The following is a 22,673-nucleotide window of genomic DNA, read 5'->3' on the forward strand; positions in this document are numbered from 1 at the left end:
TATATTCATACCAAACCGCAAAAACTAATACCATTAGTTTTAATGTAATTCATCGTCGCACCTTTTGCAAGCCTATTTTTGTAAATTTCGCTTAATCACTATTGACAGATTCCAACCCCACCATTATAGTTATATACATGACTATATAACCGTATTAGGATATAACCAAATGAAGATAGTGGGCGATAAAATGAGCAAGGCTTTTGATCAAGATAAACCGATCTATATCCAGATTCGGGAAAAAATTGAAGATCAAATCATTAATAAACAGCTTAAAGAAGGAGAACAGGCTCCTTCGACCAATCAGCTAGTTAACTTCTATAAAATTAATCACGTCACCGTAGCTAAAGGTATAAGTCAGCTAGTTGATGAAGGAATTCTCTATAAAAAGAGAGGGATTGGAATGTTTGTTGCAGAAGGAGCAAGAGAAAAGCTTCTCCAAAAAAGAAAAGAATCTTTTATCGAAGACTACATTATCAAGCTCGTACAAGAAGCAGATAAACTGGAAATTACAGAAAGCGAGATCATCGGTTTTATTAAAAAAGTAAAAGGTCGTGATAAAGAATGAATGTAAAAGTTGATAAGCTTAGTTTAAAGTATGGGAATTATGCTGCCTTACAGGATGTGTCATTCGAGTTAACAGATAAGAAAATCTATGGACTTTTAGGACGAAATGGAGCTGGAAAAACTTCTCTACTATCTATCCTCGCCTCATTTCGTGAACAATCCGCTGGCTCCGTTACCATTAATGGTGAGGCACCATTTGAAAATGCCTCTATTATGCAACAGGTTGCCTTTCTTTACAACAAGGACTATAAGGATGAAACAGATAGTGTCAAAAAACTATTAGAAGGTGTTGAACGATTTCGTCCTAACTTTGATCGTGAATATGCCGAATACCTAGTGAAACGATTTAAACTCGACCAGAAGAAGGCTATTAAAAAGCTCTCTAAAGGAATGCAATCCGCTGTAAATGTGACCATCGGACTCGCAAGTAGAGCACCACTAACCATTTTTGATGAGGTGTATTTAGGAATGGACGCACCTTCTCGGGATATCTTTTATAAAGAATTGCTGGAAGACCAAGAAAGGCATCCAAGAACCATTATCCTTTCTACCCATCTTGTATCAGAAATGGATTATTTATTTGATGAAGTACTGCTATTGCATGGAGGAAAAATCATGCTTCAGGAGAATTATGATGCGTTTATTTCAAAAGGGGCAAAAATCACTGGTAATGCGGATGTTGTGGATGACTTTGTTCAATCGAAACAATCGATTCATGAAGAGCGCTTAGGAGCAACCAAAGCGGTTACTATCTTGGGAGAACTTTCGGGAGATGAACGAAGAATTGCATCAGATAAAGGGATAGACATTGCACCAGTAACACTTCATGAGTTATTTGTGCATTTAACAAAGGAGGATGATGTATATGAAACAAAAAGCTAATTATCCTAAAGTTGCTTCTGATATGTTTATGGCTCTGTCCTCTTGGACAATTGCACTTTTAGGAGTAATGCTTATTGTCCAGATTATTAAAGGAATATCTCTATATATGAACGGAAACGAATTAGATACGTATTATAATGCTGTATTTGTAGCTGCTGGTATTTATATGTTTGTCATCGGAATATTGACTACGTTCTTTTTAGCCTATTATGTGGAAAATGGTGTGACGAGAAAGGATTACTATAAAGGTGCCTTACTCTCTTCAATTGGTTTATCCTTTATGATCCCAATTATTACATTAGTTATTTCATCATTCCTTCAGTTCCTATTAACGAGGATGGATATATTCACATTTAAAGCAGCTGAATTTAATACGTCTGCTTTAGATGTTGAGGCTCATATCGTTAGTGATATTGTACTGACATTTATTTTATCTCCTTATGTAGAACCATCGAGTAACTGGTTCCTATCCATTCTAGTTTATGCAATTAATATCTTTTTTTACTATTTAATAGGCTGGCTCATCGGTATGGGCTTTTACCGATTCAATACGATTATCGGCTTAGGTACTGTTTTAATCGGGTTTGTTATCATGATTGTTAAAGACTCCCTATTGCGCACTTCACTGGAACTACCAATTCCTGATCGGATAATTACTACAGATTTTATTCCCGCTAGCATGTCAGAAATTGTTCTGATTGTCTTAGGATTGGTCTTGATTATACTAATCCGTTATTTCAGTAAAAATGCTCCTATCAAAATTTAACCTGATAAGATCCCTTCTCTACTCTTAAAGAAGGGATCTTATTTAATCTTTCTCTGTCTCAGAATAGCCATTACAATTGGAGTTACAGTCATTACAATTAATAGTGGTAAAAACAATCCCCCCATACCTTTCGTCCAGTTTAATGCAATCGATATGGATTCGAATAATAGTAATCCAAATAATAGTAAACAACTATTCTTAAGCTGGTTCAGCAGTTGTCTACTTACAAGGTAAAATTGCGCAGCATTGGATTCGTTAAATCTACTTGGATAATTGTGTGCCTCCGGAAACTTCTCAAGCAACTGCATCATCAAAAGTAAAAATCCACCAACAATCGGTAAAATTAATAATTCATACTTATTACCCCAACGATTTACCTCACCTAATGCATTATAATGAGCCGGAACCTCGTCTGGCAGGGAGGACCAAATCGTTATTAATAAGATAATAGACCCAATATACGCAGAATATCCAATAACATCAAAAATCCATTCCGATTTTGTTTTTGCTATTTTTATCTTCGGACGTTTTCCAGAATCAGCCATTCCACTCCACCCCTCTCCAATTTATGGATTCTACCTTTACATACGTAACAGTTCACAGGAGGTTTCAGAAAAAATTTGGATTCCCTGACTCCTTCATTCTCTCGAAAAGGTTACTGAGGGGGGCTCTCTGTTTCCTTTTTCTGCTTCATTTTCTCAAAAAGGTTACTGACACGCTCTCTCTGTTTCCTTTTTCTTCTTCATTACCTTAAAAAGGTTACTGACACGCTCTCTCTGTTTCCTTTTTCTTCTTCATTACCTTAAAAAGGTTACTGATACTCTCTCTCTGTTACCTTTTTCCACTTCATTCCATCAAAAAAGGTACTGATACTCTCTCTCTGTTACCTTTTTCCACTTCATTCCATCAAAAAAGGTACTGATACTCTCTCTGTTACCTTTTTCTACTTCATTCAGTCAAAAAGGTTACTGATACTCTCTCTGTTACCTTTTCTGCTTTATTCCCTCAAAAAGGTTACTGACTCACTCTCTCTGTTACCTTTTTCTACTTCTTTCTCTCAAAAAGGTTACTGACTCACTCTCTCTGTTACCTTTTTCCGCTTTATTCCCTTAAAAAGGTCATCGACACATTCGTTGTTAATGCAACACCTAGCATAAACAGAATTAATCCTACTACATCCCTTTTTCATTTCACCGCCAACAATAAGATTATCCAAACATATTGTTTAACTGAACTACACTGTCAACGATATACGTAGGATCAGATTGACTTAGTTCCTCTATCGAACCATATCCATAGGTGACTCCAATAGAGTCAATCCCCATATTTGTAGCCCCAATAATATCGTGCTTTCTATCTCCAATCATAATAAAATCATCCAGATTATAATTGCTATATCGATCTAATATGTACTGTATGATTTCAGTTTTAGAAGTTCTAGATCCATCAAGATTACTGCCCACAATCCATTCAAAATAAGAATCTATATGAAAATGCTGTACGATTTGTTCCGCAAACACAGTCGGTTTAGACGTTGCCACTACTAATTTAAGTCCCTTTTCTTTCAATGTTTTTAATAATATTGGAATGTTAGAATATAATTCATTCTCGAACATTCCTTTTTCTATAAATCTTTCTCGGTAAAATTCAATTACCTGCTGGATTTGAGACTCCTCAAATCCATAATACTCTGCAAACGATACTTGTAGGGGTGGACCAATAAAGCTCTCCAATTTATCCATATTCGTTTCGATGATGTTCATTTTTTGCAGTGCATATTGTACAGATTTTGTAATTCCTTCTTTTGGGTCTGAAAGTGTTCCATCTAAATCAAATAAAATCACCTTGTAATTAACCATGTTTCCCCCTCCTGCTACCGATTATTACTATTATTCTAACATAATACGAGTGGTGAAATTTTGGCTCTGTTGCTTTTCCAACAGATATTCTTAACCTTCTCAAATACACGATCATAATTTCTTCGAGCAATAAAAAAACTTCCCTGATTCTCAAAGAAAATCAGGGAAGAGATAATTCATCTTGCTTATTTTTATTTATTATTTAGTAACTTGATCTAATACTTCCAAATTACGTTCCATTAATGAGATATAGTCTTCTCCATTATCAATATCTTCTTGTGTTAGAACCTCAAGATTATGAATAGTTATCGGAGTTGCGCCAATCTCTTTTTGAACAACTTCTGATAATTTATTCGAGCTATTTTGTTCAAATAAAACGTAATCTAAATTATGCTCTTTGGATTGATTAATAATTTCTGTCAATTGCTTTTGAGAAGGCTCCTCAGCTGTAGACAGTCCATGAATAGCAATTTGTTCAATTCCATATCGCTCTTCCCAGTAACCAAAGGCAGCATGGGAAACGATAATCGCTTTGTTTTCTTTCTTAGATAAAAGGTCAATGAAATTATTATCTAAATCTGTTAGTTTTTCTTTTAATGCCTCAAGATTCTCATTGTACATCTCTTCTGCATCTGGATTCATTTCCACTAACTGATTTTTAATAATTTCTGCAATTTTTATCATACGTTGTGGATCAGTCCATATATGAGGGTTGTGATCTCCTTCATGGTCATCAATTTCTATCACAACAGGTTCTGATTCTGCAACAACCTCATGATCGTCACCGTAAAATACAACCTTGATTTGCTGATCTTTTACTTCAGCTTCACTTTCATAATTCTCAAAAGTTTGCCCTTCTACTTCTCCCCATTCTTCTTCACCTGGATTTAGAACAAACCAATGTGTATGGTCATAATCTACTCCGTCTGCAAGGATAGCTGTTAGTTTAATAGCGTCACCAGTATGATAATGCCCTAATAGGCCATCTATTTCAACATTTCCTGTTGCATTACTTGCGTCTCCATGCTCATGGTCTCCATCATGGTCATGATTGTGGCCATGATCGTCGTCTCCATCATGGTCATGGTTGTGGCCATGGTCGTCATCTCCATCATGGTCATGATCATGGCCGTGCTCTTCGTCTCCGTGATCATGGTCGTGACCATGGTCATCTATTACTATCGTTACAGGTTCTGATTCTGCAACAACCTCATGATCGTCACCATATAGTACAACCTTGATTTGTTGACCATCTACCTGAGCTTTCCCTTCAAAATGATCAGATGTCTGACCATCAACAATCTCCCAATCTTTTTCACCAGGATTTAATGCAAACCAATGAAAATGATCTTCGTCTGTATCCATATTAACGACTGCTGTTAGAGTAATAGAATCATCGGTATGATAATGGTCTGATAGCCCAGTAATTTCAATAGGCTCATCACTGTGATCATGATGTCCGTGATCGTGGTCGTGGTCATGACCGCTATGGAATAGTTCATGATAACTACCCATCTCTATTAATTTTACAGGTTGATTTTCCAAAGCTTCAGCAATTGAATCGGAGAAGCTTTCCATTCTAGATCCAAGATAAATGAATGCATCACTGTCTGCTATATCGATAATATCTTTTGATGTAGGCTCATATGTATGAGCATCTGCTCCAGGAGGATAAACGGTTTTTACAGTAGCGGTATCACCTGCAATTTCTTCCACTACATATTGAAACGGATAAACAGATGTGTATATAGTAAGCTCTGAATCTTTCTTGCCATCAGAATCTTGTTTACTATTATTATCATCCGCTGATGAACACCCTACAATAAATAGAGTAATAAATAATAGCATGAGTATTGATTTTACATACTTCATTTCTCAATCTCCCTTTTTAATGATTTGAACAATAATACTATATCGTAATGATTACGTTTTGTAAATAGTAACGATTACGATTTATTTTTTATTTTATAAACATACTTAACATTGGGATAATCGATTCCTTAATCCTGTATTCTTATTATATTTTTTAATCCCGTTAGAAACAGCCTATCTAATAAAAAAGCACTTTCCGCCTAACTAATTAGCAGATAAGTGCTTGAATACTGTTTCTGTTCTGGTGCATTTTTTCATCATGAAATTAATCGCATGATTCGTTCGTTCATTTATTCCTTGTTGAGCCAATAAAGCAACCATTCCTCTTGTAAACCATAAATGAAAGCTTTCCCTAAGAATGGCATGGTTCCACTGATGAAAGTTCGATCCATACCCATTTTTAAATTGGCGTACCTGAAGGAATAGTTGTTCATCCCCTAAGCTCCAATTTATCGTGGAGGAAAGAACAGCGCTAATATCAAAATGGTTATTTCCTCTTCTTACTTCTCCAAAATCAATTATATAGATATTCGACTTATCAAATAGTAAATTCCATTTACCTAAATCACCATGGATATAGTAATTGTCCTTATGATTATAGCTTAAACATTGCTCTACTAATTTGGTTAGCTTTCCACTATATTCTGTTGCGTCAAACTTAGGATTTACTTTTACTTGGTTCCACATGCGCTCTAATGGAAAGCGATCCTCCTGTGAAAATAATCCATCTATTTTCTGTACTCTAGAATGAAATATAGCTATTGTTTTCCCTAATTCAAAGAAGTTAATGCTGTCTTTTTCCAGTAGATTTGGTATTTCTGTCTGAAGGTTATAAACCTCATTATTAAGCTTGATATAGGGAGCATTATCCTGATTCAAAATTATGATGGATGAAAGATTATCATGACGTAATTCCTGTGAGATTTTATATTCTGTTATAGCTTGTTCTACACTCTTAACTCTTCTAAGAATATAGTTTCCATCAGCTGTAACAATTCGTTTTGCATTTGAGCTTATGCCACTTTCTATCTTGGTTATTTCCTCTATTGAAGAGACTCCATATTCATTTCGCACTATTTCCTTTAGATTCATAGCTTTCCTCCTTGAAGTTAACCCATGTTCCTTCCTTCACACTTTGTTCACAATTAACAATTATTTCAATAAATTCAATAAAAAGCAATGAGAACTTTATGAATAAAAATTATAATCAATTTAGATAGAGAAAGCGGGGAGTTATATAATGAAACTCAATCTGGCAGTTTGGAAGCAACCTGTTATTTTATTAATCTCTGTTGGGATAGCAGGAATTGGGGACTTTATCTATTTAGTAGCAATTAATATATTGGTCTATCAAATGACTGGATCAGCAGCTGCGGTGGCAGGTTTATGGGTTATTGGCCCAGTTGTGAATGTATTGACTAAATTTTGGACTGGTAGTTTCATCGATTATAGAAGCAAACGTAAAATAATGATTGTTACTTACATAGCAAGAGCCCTTACTATTTTTTGCATTCCCTTTTTACCTAACATATGGTTCATCTTTTTGTTCTTAGTTTTCTTAAGCATAGCGAAATCTTTCTTTACTCCTTCCTCCATGACGTACATAGCGCAATTAGTACCGAAAACCATTCGCAAGCGTTATAACTCTATACAATCATTGACTACCTCTGGTGCATTTATTATTGGGCCAGCAATCGGAGGGGCTTTGATTTTACTTTTGGGTGTAGACTATACCCTTCTTATTAACTCTTTAGCCTTTATCATGGCTGCAATATTATTGAGTAGATTACCTGATAAGGAGACACATGAGAAAGGAAACACGCCAACTTTATCCTTCGCGCAAATAAAATCTGACTGGATTATTGTCATTCAATTTATCAAGGAAAACAAGTATATTGCCTTTATCTATTCTGCCTTTCTTGCAACGACCATTTTCTCTTTTGCTATGGATGCGCAAGAGGTCGTTTTTACACAAAAGGTGGTAGGCTTGTCCGAAATGGAATATAGCTTACTCATTAGTATTACGGGGATTGGAGCAATTGTCGGTGCTTTCATTGTTACTCTATTCTCTAAAAATTTATCTATCCGATACTTAATAGCAATTGGAATGATGATGGAGACGGTTGGCTATCTGCTTTACGCTTTTTCTTGGTCATTCCTTTCTATTACCGTTGGGTTTATGATCCTTGGATTCTTTAATGCATTTCTAAATGCCGGTATCACCACCTTTTACCAAAACAATGTTCCGACTGAGATGATGGGGAGAGTGACTAGTTTGTTCCAGTTGTTCTTAAGCCTGCTTCAGATTGTTTTTGTGTTAATGGTTGGAGCAATAGCTGATATTATACCGTTAAGAATAACTATTATTACTTTAGCAGTCGGTATGCTTATAATCGCTTGCTTGGTTATTGTTAGTATATTTTTACCAGCGAAGAAGCTGTATTTTAAAGAGTCGTAAAGCGAATAACTTGTAAATGATAAAAACACGTGAAAGCCTCTTCGTTTCGCTTGATCCTTTCACGTGTTTTTCTTTCATCATTCTATTATTTTACTTCCACCGTGTATTCCTTATGCTCATGTAGATCTTCATCATTCTCAACATGAACTACAATCGTGTATGTTCCTTCCTTATCAAAAGAGTAAGAACCACTATACTCCCCTGAGGCGGGTTCGTCTGCGTCAACCCACTCATACTCTTCCGTACCGTCTTTGTTAATTTGATAACGAACTGTTGCACCTTCAAGAGGTTCATCATTCATCATCAAATGTAAAGTCAGATTAATCTCTTTATTAACTTGCACATCTCCAGGCTTCATAAAATGCATCATAAACCCTTCTTCATGACTGGAATGATCATGATTATCATGTCCTTCCCCATGCTCCTCATGAGCTGTAGCGTTCCCTTCGCCTATTGTAATCGATTTTTTAGGCATTATATGCACCATTCTAGCTGTGGTATGAGCATATATTTCATAAATACCATCCGCTTCAAAGGTTACATCTGCCGTATATGTACCATCGTCGTTGTTTTTACCTTCAACCGTTGTCGTCTCTTTCTCATTTCCTTGTACCCAATACTCAAATTCCACTTTATCCGCATCTTTCACTAATTCATCACCATATGTGACGATTGCCTTTAATTCTACTACTTCCCCTACATCCGCATGCTCAGGAAGCTGAAAATCAACGTTAACTGCTTTAACTTCCTCATCAGCGTCAGTCTTCTCCCCATTATTATTATTGCCACATGCAGCTAAAGCACCTACAAGTAATATCATGAGTAAACCTATGTATTTTTTCATCTTCATTTCCTCCATTACCCCGTTCAATCGACAGGGGCATTCTCTCACTTATTTAAATCACTAGCTATCCTTTTAAACACGATACATTTTATCTTCTTTCCCACCTGTTATTCTGATTGACAATGAATTACCTCTAACAGAAATGTAACAGTACTACAGCTAATATTCAACCTATTGTTGTGAATAAAGTGTGAATCTATTGTCTAAGCATGAAACCTTCTTCGTTATATCTTCATGATGAGACTGAATGGATGAATATAATGAGCAATTTCCAACATATATTGTAGGGATAAGTAGCTGATACACTACAACATGAAGGGTGATTTCATGTATTATGATTTTTTACTATTGGGGCATTTGGTATGGAATCTTCCATTACTCGTACTTCTTATCGGTATCTCTTTCTTGTATTCTTATCTAATAAAACGATATACAGATGTGAGACTATTTAACAAACAGCCTATTTTCTTTTTCTTATCCTTATGTCTAATCTGTCTCATACTAGGTAGCCCTCTATCCGCTTTCAGCCATCTTTCCCTTAGTCTGCATATGATTCAAATGAGTATATTATATTTTATTATTCCTCCATTACTATTGGTAGGAATTCCCCCACAGTTATTTGCACGAGCTATCCGAACTTCACTGTTACAAAAAATAGGAAAACTATTTCTCACACCAAAATTAGCCCTCATGTTATTTTCCGCTTTATTTTTACTATATCATTTACCTTTTCTTTTGGAGTATCTTTCTCAGGCTCCTTTGATTCAAAGCATATATTTATGTATCCTGTTTATCCTTTCCTTTAGTTTGTGGTGGCCGATTGTTTCACCTGATCATAGGCAGAGACTATACAAGAAACAAAAGAAAAACTTCATTCTCCTTACCATGTTAATGCTTATGCCCGCTTGTTCACTATTTATATTGAGTGCCTTTATTGATGGTGTCCAAAATCCTTACCTGAATCAGCTAGCAGTATTGCTATGCTTACCAACCAATTCCAATTCCCTAGATTTACTGGCGTCCCCTTTTCACTCAAAGTATGATCCATTAGTAGCAGGCACTCTAATGATAGGTATACATAAATCCGGTATCATGCTTTCTACTCGACTAGTAAAGAAATGACTTTCATTAAAATTACATTTCATAAAGTTCGTTTCCGGACAGTAGTATTTAATATAGGTAGTTAGGAGAAATTCTACATGATGGTAAAGGTGGTGAATTACAACATGCAGGAAACAGTTTACATAACCATAACAGGAATGCATTGCCCTGATTGTCCTAAAAAAGTAGAAAGATCGCTCACGAAATTAAATGGTGTAACCGAAGTAAACGTTAACTATCAGACTGAAAGCGGCAATGTCACGTTCCATAACCAGGTAACAAATATCTCTGAAATCATCAATCGAATTAAAAAAATGGGTTTTGAAGCTAAACTAGTTCGAAGTGAATCGGAGGCAACGATCCAAAGCAATTAACTGTGAGCAAGTAACCATAAAGAAGAGGCTGGGACAAAACTAGCCAGAAAGTAATAAAAAACTGGTTCTAAGCGATTGAAAATTGCTTGGAACCAGTTTTTTGAAATCATTTCCATTTCCTAAACTAGATTTACCCATTTTGGCGGTATACTTCCTCAAGTTTACCGCCATAAGCGCAAATCCTAATTCATTTATCACTTTCTCTTTTCCTCTAACAGACATTCGAGTGAAACCCAAATTAGCCTTCAGAAATCCGAAGACTGGCTCCACATCGATTTTACGTTTACCGTAAATTTCACCAGTTTTCTCGTCTGAAAGCTTCTCCCTGACGTATTCTTTTTGAGATTCCCACTTTTCATTGAGATATACTTTTCGATTGTTTCCCTCTTTCGCCTTTGTACACATGGAGCGTAAAGGGCATCCGGAACAATCTTCGCATTCATAGACTTTAAATTCGCGTTTAAATCCGTATTTGTCGGTTCGATGGGACACATGGCTGAATAATAATTTCTTTCCATTCGGACAAATGAATGCATCATCCTCTTCATTGTATTCCCAATTGTCTACATGAAAAGCATTGTTTTTGTGTTTTCTTTTCTTCTCCTTTCGATACTGATTATATGTAATAAGAGGTGTTCTATTTCTATTATTCATAATATCTTCATAGTTTTGTTCACTACCATACCCTGCGTCTGCCACGATATATTTAGGTAGTTCAAAGAAGCGTTCTTCAATCGTATTCAAAAAGGGAATCAACGTACGGGTGTCGGTTGGATTTGGAAACACATCATAAGCGAGCGCATATTGGCCTTCCGTCGCAACTTGAATATTATATCCAGCCTTCAGTTGTCCGTTTCCCATATAGTCATCTTTCATCCGCATAAATGTGGCATCATGATCTGTTTTTGAGTAACTATGGCGGTCTTCAAAAATCTCCATATCCTTTTGATAATTTTGTTTACGCTCAATAAAATCTTCAAATTGCTTACGATATTGTTTTGGTGCTTTTCGCTCGGAACGAAGCTGTTTCCGCTCAACACCAACGTCACTCGCTTCAATTTCCTTGTCGTATGCTTCAATTTTTTCACTCAGTTTTTCCACAATTTCTTTCATTTCTTCAACCGAAAGCTCTTCGAAATCGTCCCGTTCTATTTCAGGAATGATTCGCTTCTCAATTAACTCATCGTACATTTGATTGGACTTTTCAATTAGTTTTTCACTATAATTTTCAACCGATTTTCGCCATACAAATGTGAATTTATTCGCATTGGCTTCAATCTTTGTGCCATCAATAAAAATAGCCTCTTCTTCAATTACTTCTTCCTTTACCAACTGAGATCGAAACTGTACAAAGCACTCACGTAATAACCCTTTCGCTAATGGGTGCACACGAAAGCGATTAATCGTTCTGTAACTTGGTTGATGCTCCTGAGATAACCACATCATTCGTACACTATCTTCTAATAAGGCTTCAATCTTCCTGCCCGAAAAGGCAGACTGCGTATAACCACAAAGGATAATTTTCAACATCATCCGCGAAGCATATGGCGGACGACCTGTATCTTTTCTAAGTGGTTCAAGAGCACTTTCTGGAATACTTTCTACTAAATCATTAATGGCAAAGGCAATGTCATTTTCTTTTAATCTAACTTCCAAATCCATAGGTAATACAACTTGTTTCATGTTATAATACGACATAAGGACACCTCCGAAAAAAGTTATTGGTCGTACTTTAATTTTATCAGATGGTGTCCTTTTTGTTTACTTTAATATCAGAAAATTGCGTGCAAAAAATAATAAGCATGGTCCTTACCGTTAAAACGTTGGTAAGGACCATGCTTATATTAATTTACTGGGGTTTTGTCCCAGCCTCTTCTTTAATTTTTATATAAGCTTTTTATCAACAATCTCAAATTGTAAGTCGGCTACGTTTTGAATAAATTGCCTATCATGGGATACGAAAATAATTGTTCCATCATAGGAACCAACAAACCGCTCCAATGCCTCAATCGCACGAATATCTAAAAAATTAGTTGGCTCATCTAGCAATAGAACGTTATACCTTCCAAGGAATAAATGACAAAGCTGTAGTCGAATGGCTTCCCCACCACTTAGTATATTCACTTTTTTCTGGATATCATTTCCTACAAATCGCATGGAATGTAGTACACTTCTTAAAAACCCTTCCTCATAATCCGAACGATTTTTCAAATACTGCAGTACAGTTTCATCCGATGAAAATTGGTAGCTCATTTGATCGAAATAACCAAACTTTACTTTAGGTGAAATAATTAAACCTTCTCCACAATTCCTTATATGTTGTAATAACGTACTCTTTCCACTTCCGTTTGGTCCTGTGATAGCGATCTTCTTTCCTAGTGGAAGTTGAAAGCTAACTTCTTCTAATAGCTTCTTGCCACCTGCAGAGATTGTTAGTTGGTCCGCCATTACCGGAAACTTATTATGCAACTCCAATGCTTTGGATGAATGAAAGACTATGGATCTTTCCACTTGAACTGCTTCTACTTCCTCTAGCTTCTCCATTCTCTGCTCTATTGCCTTTGCAGCACGTGCCATAGCTTTCTGACTGGTTCCTTTTGACTTGGTCATAAATGTCTTGTTAGGCTTTGTATTTGCTTCCCTTTTTGTCATTTTACCCGGCTGAGCAACTTTACTCGCCTTTTTCATTTTTTCCTTAGCAGCCTTTTCTAATCGAGCCCTTTCCTTCAAGAACTGTTCATGGGCTTGGTGTTGTTGTTCCCGTTCAAGCTGTTTTTGCACAGCATAGTCTGTATAATTCCCAGAATATACCGTCACCACTCCATCCCGAATCTCCCAAATAGTCGTTACTAGTTCATCTAGTAAGGCACGATCATGACTAATGAGTACTAAGGCTCCGTAATAATAACGTAATTCCTCGAGTAAATAAGCAATCCCTTCCTTGTCTAAATGGGTTGTCGGCTCATCAATTAGTAAAGCTTCATAATAATGGCTAAAAAGTTGAGCCAATTTTAATCTTGTCTGTTCCCCACCACTTAATCGATCCCCTTGTTTAGGAATGAGTAATTGACTAAGCAACTTAGGATCTGCTTCAACATTTTTAGGTGCTTCTAGTTGTTCAAAATAACCAGACTTTACATACCGCTTCACTTTTCCCGTTGTCGGTTGAAATTCGCCAGCTAATAGCTTTAATAAGGTGCTTTTTCCTACACCATTTTCTCCGACTATGCCAATGCGATCAAATTGATGGACTGCTAGTCGCTCAATCTTCAAAATCTCTTTATCCAAATAACTCACTTCAACATTTTCTAATTCAAAACAAATTTGTTCCATATTGCTACCTCCCGAAATGTATATAACTATTTCGTATCGATAGCCTGAATCGATACGAGCTTTATTAACTACAAAGCTCGCATATTAAAAGAACAACAGTAATTGCATCGCTTCTTCCTCCTATGATTTCTTTATTGGAAAACTCGCAATAATTCATACTTTAGCAATGTGTTAGCTTTTCTTTTGCTGATGACTCTAAAGCCTATCTGCCAATGAAAAAAATCACAGACATCTGCCTGTGATTGTAGAGTAAAAGGGAATAGCTAGCCTCTATTTCATTTTTTTCTTAAAACCATACCTAACTGATCCCTAAACTATGCAAAGGGACAACAAAAAGGAAAGGCAGAAAAATCCGCCTTCCCTCATTTGGTACAACTATATGATGAAGATTATAAAAAAGGACAGACTAATCCCAATTGACTCTGTTTCACAAAACAGAGTCTTTGACCGTATTAAATTACTGGTTCAAAGCTGGGAAACGTAGTCTCACTGAATACACTTTTTTATAATCCTCCTTAACGTTCGATTTTACAGTTAGTATTATAGTTAGTTATGGTAGGAAAGTCAAATTCCTGTGTATTTAATAATCATCATCACGTGACTCATAGTAAGAAAAATACATGTCCTTTCATTGCAGGAAAATGTTATGGCTTCATCACTCATAAACTATATTCTTGTTGGAGTAGTCCCATGTGAACCGTATCATGCCAACGACCATTGCGAAATATAGACTGTCTACTAACCCCTTCTTTTTTGAAACCTATATTACGATAAAGATTAATTGCCCTTTCATTAAATGAAAATACTCTTAATGATACGCGATGTAAATTCATCTCTAAAAAAGCGTAATCAAGTAGTAACGTTAACGCTTCTTTACCATATCCCTTACCCCAGTAGTCCTTTTCACCAATATCGATAATACATTCTGCATTTCTATTCTTCAGATCGATATTAATTAACGATGTGATTCCAATCGCCTTCGTACACTCTCTGTCCTCGATTATGTAGCTTTTAGAAGAATGGGGCATTACTATATTTCCTTCAACAAATTCCTTTGTTTCTTGTAACGAGTATACATCCAATACTGGATTCGTTGAGGTCATGACCTCCATATCATTTCGCCAAGTATGATACAGTTCTATATCCTCTACTTCCATTTTCCTTAGCTTTACTCTTCGCGATACAAACAAATTTGATTTCCCCCTTAGTAAAGATGAGATTAGTCAACACCTTCATAGATTCTATCAATTTGTAAATCTATGAAAGGAATATCATTTTCAATTTTTGCCTTCATATTATTCAGGATTTCCCTTATCTTACCATTATTTCTTTGCTCTTCACTCAGGTATTTCGAAAGTACAAATAAGAGTATATTTGTCTAAACGTTAAAAAGAATGGGATTTTTAATAGCCATTTAGGTTCCAGTCGATTTTCCCTAGTATATCCGTTCAAAAAAGAACGGAGAAATACTATCGCAAAACCCTCTCTTTCTCTTACATTATCATCACTAACCGTCTGTAAGGCATGATACAAAACAATAGCTATATAACTCAATCGCACTTTTTTCATATGTCGAGCTTAAATAGAACTTTAAAATAAAGCTATCTCTACCGTTATCACATTCAAACACATTGTCTGAAAATCCCCCGACCAATTTTAAATCAGATTTCTGCATACCATACCGACTAGCGCCAAGGGATAAGAGCTTTTCATCTATCATCATCACCACCTCAAGATTACTTACGATTTTTACCGGAGAAAGTTTCGAATTATTTAGATAATATTATGTTGTATTAGAATAACTACCATAAATATTCCACTCTATTAACGGAAACGGATATCTGTTCCCTTTTTCTGCTTTCCTTCTTCATTTGGGTCACAGAGATGCTCTCTCTGTTCCCTTTTTTCGCTTTCCTTCTTCATTTGGGTCACTGAGATGCTCTCTCTGTTCCCTTTTTTCGCTTTCCTTCTTCATTTGGGTCACTGAGATGCTCTCTCTGTTCCCTTTTTTCGCTTTCCTTCTTCATTTGGGTCACTGAGGCACTCTCTCTGTTCCCTTTTTCTTCTTTCTCTCTTCATTTGGGTCACAGAGACGCTACCTCTGTTCCCTTTTTTCGCTTTCCCTCTCCATTTGGGTCACTGAGGCGCTCTCTCTATTCCCTTTTTTCGCTTTCCCTCCTCATTTACGTTACAGAGATGCATCCTCTGTTCCCTTTTTTTGCTTTCCCTCCTCATTTGGGTCACAGAGGCGCTCTTTCTATTCCTATTTCCCCCTCTCCTTCTCCATTTCAGTAACAGACACCCTCCACCAATTTCATTTAATAAATAATCACATTCCAACTAAAAAAAGACCTCGAAATCGAGATCTTTTTTGGAGAAAAAGTTCATTTTTCACTGTCTTATTGCGTTTACTATGCTTAGCGAACCACAACCGTTAGCATTAACATGAAATATACACTCATCACAAATAAACCACTAAAAAGCAGAGAGATAATGATCGATGCTCTCTTGTAGAACGCCCATACCATTAATCCCAATAAGAATACGGATAGGAATAAGAAATAGACTGTATTTATACTACCCGCAAAACCAATTGTGCTGCTAGCATCGATGACACCTGGGTGAAATAGTCGAAATAATGGTGACACTGCTTCATCTGATAAATAATTCCCATGTGGTGGTGATTGTTGTGAGTAGATAGATGTAATGGTAAAAATAATGAGTAATATAAACCCTTCTAAACGTACCCATGGGATAGGATTGAAATTAGGATTCTTAGTTATAGCATATTTTACGATGATTCCATTCACCAACGCATAAAAAATAAGTGGTATTAGGAATAAGTGTTTCATTAATAATCCCTGTCCGTACGGTACCATCCATGAGTCAGTGTACTTACTTACCATGATATCCATTAAAAACAAACCACTAAGTGCTGTCGCAACTAAACAGCCAATAGCAACGACTGAAAACCAGCTTAAAAATGGTAGCCAGCGCTTATAGTTAAGTGAACACCAACCAACCACTAATACAATTCCTACCCAAATACTAACCGCCATTAAATGAATAAAGTCACTGGTAATACCTATAATGGGCTCTATAGAACCAGCATGGCTGGACCATGCGATAGTAACAATCACCCCAGCTGTTATAGCTAAACCCAAATATGCAAATGCACTTTTCTCAGTTGGTTTAGCCATCGCAATTAACAGAATTAATAACATAGATCCAAGAAAAGTAAAAATCCAAGCAGTTCCAACTGTATATGTCGTTAAAACGATTTTGAATGACTCTACTAAGCCTAAACGTGGAGCTATATATAATATGACATCAAGTACCGGAACAAAAGAGATTACAGGTAGTGAAATGGCACTTACCTGTAAGAATCTCTTTTGTATTTTTATATCTGGACGATATTTGTTAGGCACTAGTAAAAGAATAAAACTCCCTATCAAAACCGAAAAGCACAGATATAAGAGTACCTTACTAATTATTACTACTACTTCCATCTAATCTCTCTTTCTTCTCGTTAGGACAAATAATCCGCCTGCCACTACTGAAATAAGAAGAATAATGATGACAATAGTAGTAGAAGATAACCCTTGATCCTCCTCATTGTCTGAAGCCACAGACTCTTGATTGTCAGTTGATTGTTCAGATGAATCTGCTATCTCATCATCCTCATTTGCTTCTGCTGATTCGGACAGTTCTTCCGCTGGATCTTCACTTTCCTCCGTTTCTGGCGCATTTACCGAAAAAGTAAATTCTCCTTCTACTGGATGGCCATCTGCACTAACAATACTCCAATTCACTTGATATTCGCCATTAGGTAATGGATTAGCTAGCGTAGCTGTTAATGAGTTATCCTCTATCGTAATATCTTCTAAATCAATAGCTTGCCCATCTATCGACGATAATTCAATAATACTACCTTGTTCAACTCCACCATCAAAATCGAGTACAATGTTATCCAAGGCCTCTGTTACAACCTCCCCATCAGCTGGATTGGAACTTTCTAAGTGTGAATGTGCAAACACACTATTCGAAACAGACATGACTAAAAAGAACACTATTATAGTAAAAAATATACGTTTCAAAAATAATTCCTCCTTAAAGTTGTGTTACTATACGTTATAATACAGTTTATTAATAACCTGCACTCGAAAATATTATATATACAATAGCACGAATAACATAATACCTCCAAAGAGTGATTTATCATACCATAACGCTTGTAGATGATAAAATATAGACACAATTTCTTATAAAAAGGTGAAGCGTATGAAGTATAAACAAATTAAATGGCTCATTCTAATAATTCCAACTGTGACGATTGCCTTATGGGAATATATAAGACATGATTTTCTTCTCCCCTATATATCCATGGAGATGGGAAATTATCTATCTCCCATCTTAGTCTTTATTGTTACATTGGTATTTTCCCGTCATTTATTCACGATATTAGAAAGAATGCAGGAAGAGCTAAGAGTTGAAAAGGCAAAAAAAGCAGCACTGATTGAAAGAGAAAAATTGGCTCGAGAGCTTCATGATGGAATTGCTCAGTCGCTATTTCTCTTGTCGGTAAAAACGAATAAATTCGGTAGAAAGAACCAACTGGAACATGATGTAGATTTTCAAAAAATTAAACAGACATTGCAGCATATTCATGAAGATACCCGCCAGGCTATTACCAATTTACGATATTCGCCCAATCAAGAACCATTTAGTTGGACGGAAACCATTAATCAATTTGTTACAGAAATCAAGAATCATCATATGATAGATGTTCACCTACAATGGTCCATACACGAGAGTACATTATCTCCTAAAGAAAAAGTTGAGTTATTCGCCTGTGTTAAAGAGGCTGTTATGAATGTCATCAAGCATGCGAAAACAAATCAATTATGGATTCATGCAAAGGAAACGGACAACGGTTGGATATGTCAAATTATAGATCAAGGAATTGGATTCACCAATGAAGCACTTCTATCTAATGGAGGCTACGGATTACAAATCATCAATAATAGAGCCTCCGATATGGGATGGGAATTTTCCATAAATCGAATTGAAAATGAAACGATTATTACAATAAAAAAGGAGGAGATGTAGATGCAACCTTTTCGAATACTAATTGTCGATGATCATGCACATGCAAGAGAAGGCATTAGGGAAATTTTAGAGGAGTTTGACGACTTTCTTATTATAGGAGAAGCGAAAAATGGAAAAGAAGCGATTCAACTGACCGAAGAACTAATCCCAGATATTATTTTAATGGATATCAAAATGCCCGTGATGAACGGTCTTGAAGCAACGAAGATAATCAAAAGCAAATTCCCATTTGTAAAAATCGTTATGATAACAGTATCCGATGATATTACGGATTTATTTGATGCGCTAAAAAAGGGAGCACAAGGATATTTGCTGAAAAATATTCAATCCGACACATGGATAGAGCATTTAAGAGCCTTTGCTCTGGATGAAGTCCCGATGTCCAAAGAAATCGCATTACAAATCCTAAAGGAATTCCCTCAGAAGAAAGCAATAGAGGAAGAGAATATTCCTTTATCCAACCGAGAATTAGAGGTACTACAGTTAGTAGCCAAAGGCTTATCCAATAAAGAGATTTCAAATACATTATTTATTTCTGAGCATACGGTTAAAAGTCATCTGAAAAATATATTAAGCAAGCTTCATTTAGATAATCGTGTTCAGCTTACCAGTTATGCATTTCAAAAAGGATTAATGGATTAGGGAGAATAAGATTTCTTAAACTTCCACTTCTAAAAAACAAACATAACCCTGAATCCAGATATAGGATTTCAGGGTTATGTTACAGAAGGTTAGAATAAACCGCTACACAACCACTCAGCTAGTAGACTGGTAAGGAGATTCCCACCTTTCTACGTATAACCCAGAATGTGTCACTTCATCTATCGCTTTTTCACAGGCCTTCCTTGCCCCTATGTACATGTAGTAATCATTACCAAAATGAACATAAAAGTCCTTCTTATTGCCAATTTTGCACCATATAGCGTTCCGTAATGTCAACCCAGCTAACGCTTGGATTTCTTGAACGCTAATTGTTTTTCCAACCCAAATCTTGGATAAAAATTCTTTCGCATTTTGCTTGTTAACTTCATCAGACCATTGCTCTAAAGCAAGCAAGTAGGCATGATCTAACCCGATATCCTCCATAAAGGAAGAGATGGCATTGATGTATAATTGCTCGGTTCGTACATACTCTTCCATACTTACCTTTAATCCAACCTCTGAGAAACAGGTCCATTCTTCGTCATTTTGATAACTTCCATCTCTGTTTCTAAATAATGGATTATATTTCGTAACTCTCCAGGAATACACTGTTTTTCCTCCTTACTGTTCTATGCATATAGAGAAGTACTAACGACTTAGGATTAGAGCGAGGATTCTCATTGTTCATCTAAGAACGATTCATTTGCTAGGTCCATAACTACTCCACTAGCAGCTTTGCTCCCCTCACTTGCGGCATGAATTAATTGAGAAGGGCCCAATGTGATATCTCCACAAGCATATACCCCTTTTATATTCGTACGCCCTAAAGCGTCTATTTCTATTCCGCCCCTTTCATTTATGCGACATCCTAATATCTCTGCTAAGGTAGATGCTTGTTTTAACTCGCTACCAATAAAGCCACCTTCTCGCTCAATCTCGTTTCCATTACGTAACAATACCTTCTGTAAATAACCATTCTCACCGTGTAAACCAATTATTTCATCTTCCAGAAGGATGACATTCTTCCTGCTTAGTAACTCTCTTTGCTCCTTCGTAAAGATCTCCTTTCCATTTGTACATACAACAAGATCCTTACTCCAATTATAAATCAATTTTACTGCATGCATTGCATGCTCATTTTCTGTTATCAGTACTAATTTACGATCTCTTAATTCCCAGCCATCACAGAATGGACAAATAAATAAGCTTTTCCCATAGAAATCATATATTCCCTCGATTTCTGGCAGTACATCCTTTAATCCTGTAGCCAATATAACCTTTTTAGAACGATAAGATTGTTGATCGCTTGTATGAATAATAAATGAATCATGATCTTTTATTACAGCAGTAACTCTTTGATTACCAATCGTAATATCGGGATATTGTAATAACTCCTCTTTTGCAATTCGTTTAAACTCAGCTGGTTTAATCTTGTCTCTTGTTATAAATCCATGAGACTCATGTGTCACAGCATTTCTAGGTTGATCTTCATCAAACAACCTGATCTTCATTTTTGCTCTAGCAAGTACTAGGGCTGCATTAAGACCAGCTGGCCCTCCACCTATAATCGCACAATCTAATAACATATGATTTTCCTCCTATTCATCATTCCATATATTAAAGACTCTTAATATCTATAATAAAATCAAAAAAAATACTATTATTCCTCCATAATTAGATGACTAGCTTCTATTTGTCTGGCTATATCAACAATGTATTTTTGATCTAATTCTTTAGCCATCTTTTCTTCCGCTTCAATCATTACCTTTTCAATTAAACAATTTTCATTACTAATGTCATTATGTTCTTGTGAACAACTAAATAATGTGGTCTTCCCCTCAATTGCATGAATAACATTTAGGAATGAAATATCTCGAGAATGTTTTACAATACGATAACCCCCTTTTGCACCAGGACTTGATTCAATTAGTCCAGCCTTAACGAGTTTTGTTAATATTTTAGAGAGATATGTAGGAGACAGCTTTTGAATTTTAGCCAATTGTTCTACTCCGACTGCTTCTCCTTTATCTGCTAGCATTAAATATACCATTGTATGTAACGCATAATTCGTTGCTTTAGAATACTTCATACACTTACTCCTAACGCGGTCTTAATTATAGACTCTTTCTGTCTATAATTAATTATAATCTACTTAATTATGATATAGCAAGTAATTGAACCTTTTCCATGATCATTTCTTCTTATACCAGAATGTAAAACATAAAGAACATGAGTAGATAGACTACTTTTTCTCAGAAAACCAACGGAGTGCGCTTTGCTCCATCTCACGTACAAATTGCTTTTTTGCTGGGCTGTATTCACTCGTCGTATTGTAACGCTGTGCTAACTTTTCCTTGAAGTAACTATATTTAGCTACCTCTTCAGGATGAGCTCTTAAGTAGTCTCGAAAAATTAAATGTCGCTCAATCTCAGGATTATCCCATTGATAGAAATGAATATGATGGGTTCTGTTTTCTCCACCCTTCCGAAATAACCTTCTACCTGCAATACCCCATTCTCCAGCAACATCATACCCAAAAGACTTCATTTGAATATTAAATAAATCAACCTTCTCGATATTTTTTACAATACACATCATGTCGATTACAGGCTTTGCCTTCATCCCCTTAACTGAGGTACTCCCAAAATGCTCACATCGGATTATTAAATCGCCAAATATTTTTTTAAGATATTCTGCTTCAGCCTTAAACATTCGAGACCAATCCTCACTATAGTCTGTAAGCCGAACCTTCATAGTACTGATCCTCCCCTTTAAGACCTGTCTATAATGAGAAGTGCTCGTTCAACTTTTGACAAGAATAACTAATTAGGCTGTTTAGTAACAATTACTAGATTCTACCTTTAG

At 36.0% G+C, this 22,673-nt stretch carries 21 protein-coding genes; 7 read left to right on the plus strand and 14 right to left on the minus strand.

The features are described 5' to 3' along the window. The first annotated feature begins 190 nt into the window (after positions 1-190). From MKY78_RS05910 to MKY78_RS05920, 3 genes are read left to right on the plus strand one after another with little or no spacing between them, the layout of a single operon-like run. Complete coding sequence (locus MKY78_RS05910) at positions 191-568, plus strand: GntR family transcriptional regulator (RefSeq protein ID WP_339217854.1); 378 nt, start codon at positions 191-193, stop codon at positions 566-568. After that, positions 565-1,449: an ABC transporter ATP-binding protein gene (locus MKY78_RS05915; RefSeq protein ID WP_339216929.1), complete on the plus strand. Its 885-nt coding sequence runs from the start codon at positions 565-567 to the stop codon at positions 1,447-1,449. The genes MKY78_RS05910 and MKY78_RS05915 overlap by 4 nt, the downstream gene beginning before the upstream one ends. After that, positions 1,433-2,215: a hypothetical protein gene (locus MKY78_RS05920; protein WP_339216930.1), complete on the plus strand. Its 783-nt coding sequence runs from the start codon at positions 1,433-1,435 to the stop codon at positions 2,213-2,215. Before MKY78_RS05915 ends, MKY78_RS05920 begins: the two co-directional genes overlap by 17 nt. Before the next feature lie 38 nt (positions 2,216-2,253). Here MKY78_RS05920 and MKY78_RS05925 read toward each other — a convergent pair whose 3' ends face one another. The 4 genes from MKY78_RS05925 to MKY78_RS05940 form a co-directional block, all read right to left on the minus strand. After that, positions 2,254-2,760 (minus strand): DUF1648 domain-containing protein, encoded by a 507-nt coding sequence (locus MKY78_RS05925; protein ID WP_339216932.1) that lies wholly within the window; start codon positions 2,758-2,760, stop codon positions 2,254-2,256. Positions 2,761-3,423: 663 nt separating this feature from the next. Further along, positions 3,424-4,074, minus strand: coding sequence for an HAD family hydrolase (locus tag MKY78_RS05930; protein ID WP_339216933.1), 651 nt, complete (start codon positions 4,072-4,074; stop codon positions 3,424-3,426). A gap of 198 nt (positions 4,075-4,272) precedes the next feature. Next, positions 4,273-5,946: a zinc ABC transporter substrate-binding protein gene (locus tag MKY78_RS05935; RefSeq protein WP_339216935.1), complete on the minus strand. Its 1,674-nt coding sequence runs from the start codon at positions 5,944-5,946 to the stop codon at positions 4,273-4,275. A 204-nt stretch (positions 5,947-6,150) separates the two neighbouring features. Continuing rightward, on the minus strand, positions 6,151-7,038 hold the full coding sequence (locus MKY78_RS05940) for a phosphotransferase (RefSeq protein ID WP_339216936.1): 888 nt from the start codon (positions 7,036-7,038) through the stop codon (positions 6,151-6,153). A 148-nt stretch (positions 7,039-7,186) separates the two neighbouring features. Between MKY78_RS05940 and MKY78_RS05945 the strand changes: the two genes are divergently transcribed. Further along, entirely contained in the window at positions 7,187-8,404 is a 1,218-nt protein-coding gene (locus tag MKY78_RS05945; protein WP_339216938.1) for an MFS transporter, read from the plus strand. A gap of 85 nt (positions 8,405-8,489) precedes the next feature. Here the strand turns inward: MKY78_RS05945 and MKY78_RS05950 are convergent, their stop codons facing one another. Next, a complete protein-coding gene (locus MKY78_RS05950) occupies positions 8,490-9,248 on the minus strand; it encodes a FixH family protein (protein WP_339216940.1) in 759 nt (252 codons plus the stop codon). Positions 9,249-10,447: 1,199 nt separating this feature from the next. On the opposite strand from MKY78_RS05950, the gene MKY78_RS05955 reads away from it, so the two are divergent. Then, entirely contained in the window at positions 10,448-10,723 is a 276-nt protein-coding gene (locus MKY78_RS05955) for a heavy metal-associated domain-containing protein (RefSeq protein ID WP_339216942.1), read from the plus strand. Positions 10,724-10,762: 39 nt separating this feature from the next. Here the strand turns inward: MKY78_RS05955 and MKY78_RS05960 are convergent, their stop codons facing one another. The 5 genes from MKY78_RS05960 to MKY78_RS05980 all read right to left on the minus strand — a co-directional run bounded on the left by MKY78_RS05960 (position 10,763) and on the right by MKY78_RS05980 (position 18,153). Next, entirely contained in the window at positions 10,763-12,421 is a 1,659-nt protein-coding gene (locus tag MKY78_RS05960) for an IS1182 family transposase (protein ID WP_339213384.1), read from the minus strand. 186 nt (positions 12,422-12,607) lie between these two features. Further along, positions 12,608-14,056: an ABC-F type ribosomal protection protein gene (gene abc-f, locus MKY78_RS05965; protein ID WP_339216944.1), complete on the minus strand. Its 1,449-nt coding sequence runs from the start codon at positions 14,054-14,056 to the stop codon at positions 12,608-12,610. Positions 14,057-14,715: 659 nt separating this feature from the next. Continuing rightward, positions 14,716-15,246 carry a GNAT family protein gene (locus MKY78_RS05970; RefSeq protein ID WP_339216946.1) on the minus strand — a complete coding sequence of 177 codons (531 nt, stop codon included), beginning with the start codon at positions 15,244-15,246 and terminating at the stop codon, positions 14,716-14,718. 1,227 nt (positions 15,247-16,473) lie between these two features. Beyond that, positions 16,474-17,565 (minus strand): CopD family protein, encoded by a 1,092-nt coding sequence (locus MKY78_RS05975; protein ID WP_339216947.1) that lies wholly within the window; start codon positions 17,563-17,565, stop codon positions 16,474-16,476. Then, complete coding sequence (locus MKY78_RS05980) at positions 17,566-18,153, minus strand: copper resistance protein CopC (protein WP_339216949.1); 588 nt, start codon at positions 18,151-18,153, stop codon at positions 17,566-17,568. A 184-nt stretch (positions 18,154-18,337) separates the two neighbouring features. On the opposite strand from MKY78_RS05980, the gene MKY78_RS05985 reads away from it, so the two are divergent. Both MKY78_RS05985 and MKY78_RS05990 read left to right on the plus strand, forming a co-directional pair. After that, the gene (locus MKY78_RS05985; RefSeq protein WP_339216951.1) at positions 18,338-19,165 is read left to right on the plus strand and encodes a histidine kinase; all 828 of its coding nucleotides are present in this window, start codon (positions 18,338-18,340) and stop codon (positions 19,163-19,165) included. Further along, entirely contained in the window at positions 19,166-19,807 is a 642-nt protein-coding gene (locus tag MKY78_RS05990; RefSeq protein WP_339216953.1) for a response regulator transcription factor, read from the plus strand. A gap of 114 nt (positions 19,808-19,921) precedes the next feature. On the opposite strand, the gene MKY78_RS05995 is transcribed toward MKY78_RS05990, so the two are convergent. From MKY78_RS05995 to MKY78_RS06010, 4 genes are all read right to left on the minus strand, one after another. After that, positions 19,922-20,416, minus strand: a complete 495-nt coding sequence (locus tag MKY78_RS05995; RefSeq protein ID WP_186868971.1) for a hypothetical protein — start codon at positions 20,414-20,416, stop codon at positions 19,922-19,924. A 68-nt stretch (positions 20,417-20,484) separates the two neighbouring features. Beyond that, positions 20,485-21,393 (minus strand): NAD(P)/FAD-dependent oxidoreductase, encoded by a 909-nt coding sequence (locus MKY78_RS06000; RefSeq protein ID WP_339216955.1) that lies wholly within the window; start codon positions 21,391-21,393, stop codon positions 20,485-20,487. Positions 21,394-21,467: 74 nt separating this feature from the next. Further along, positions 21,468-21,896, minus strand: coding sequence for an Rrf2 family transcriptional regulator (locus MKY78_RS06005; RefSeq protein ID WP_186868973.1), 429 nt, complete (start codon positions 21,894-21,896; stop codon positions 21,468-21,470). Between the two features lie 153 nt (positions 21,897-22,049). Continuing rightward, positions 22,050-22,562: a GrpB family protein gene (locus MKY78_RS06010; protein WP_339216957.1), complete on the minus strand. Its 513-nt coding sequence runs from the start codon at positions 22,560-22,562 to the stop codon at positions 22,050-22,052. Between the last annotated feature and the right edge of the window lie 111 nt (positions 22,563-22,673).

Origin of the sequence: Ornithinibacillus sp. FSL M8-0202, from assembly GCF_037975285.1 — a bacterium.
GTDB lineage: Bacteria > Bacillota > Bacilli > Bacillales > Amphibacillaceae > Ornithinibacillus > Ornithinibacillus massiliensis.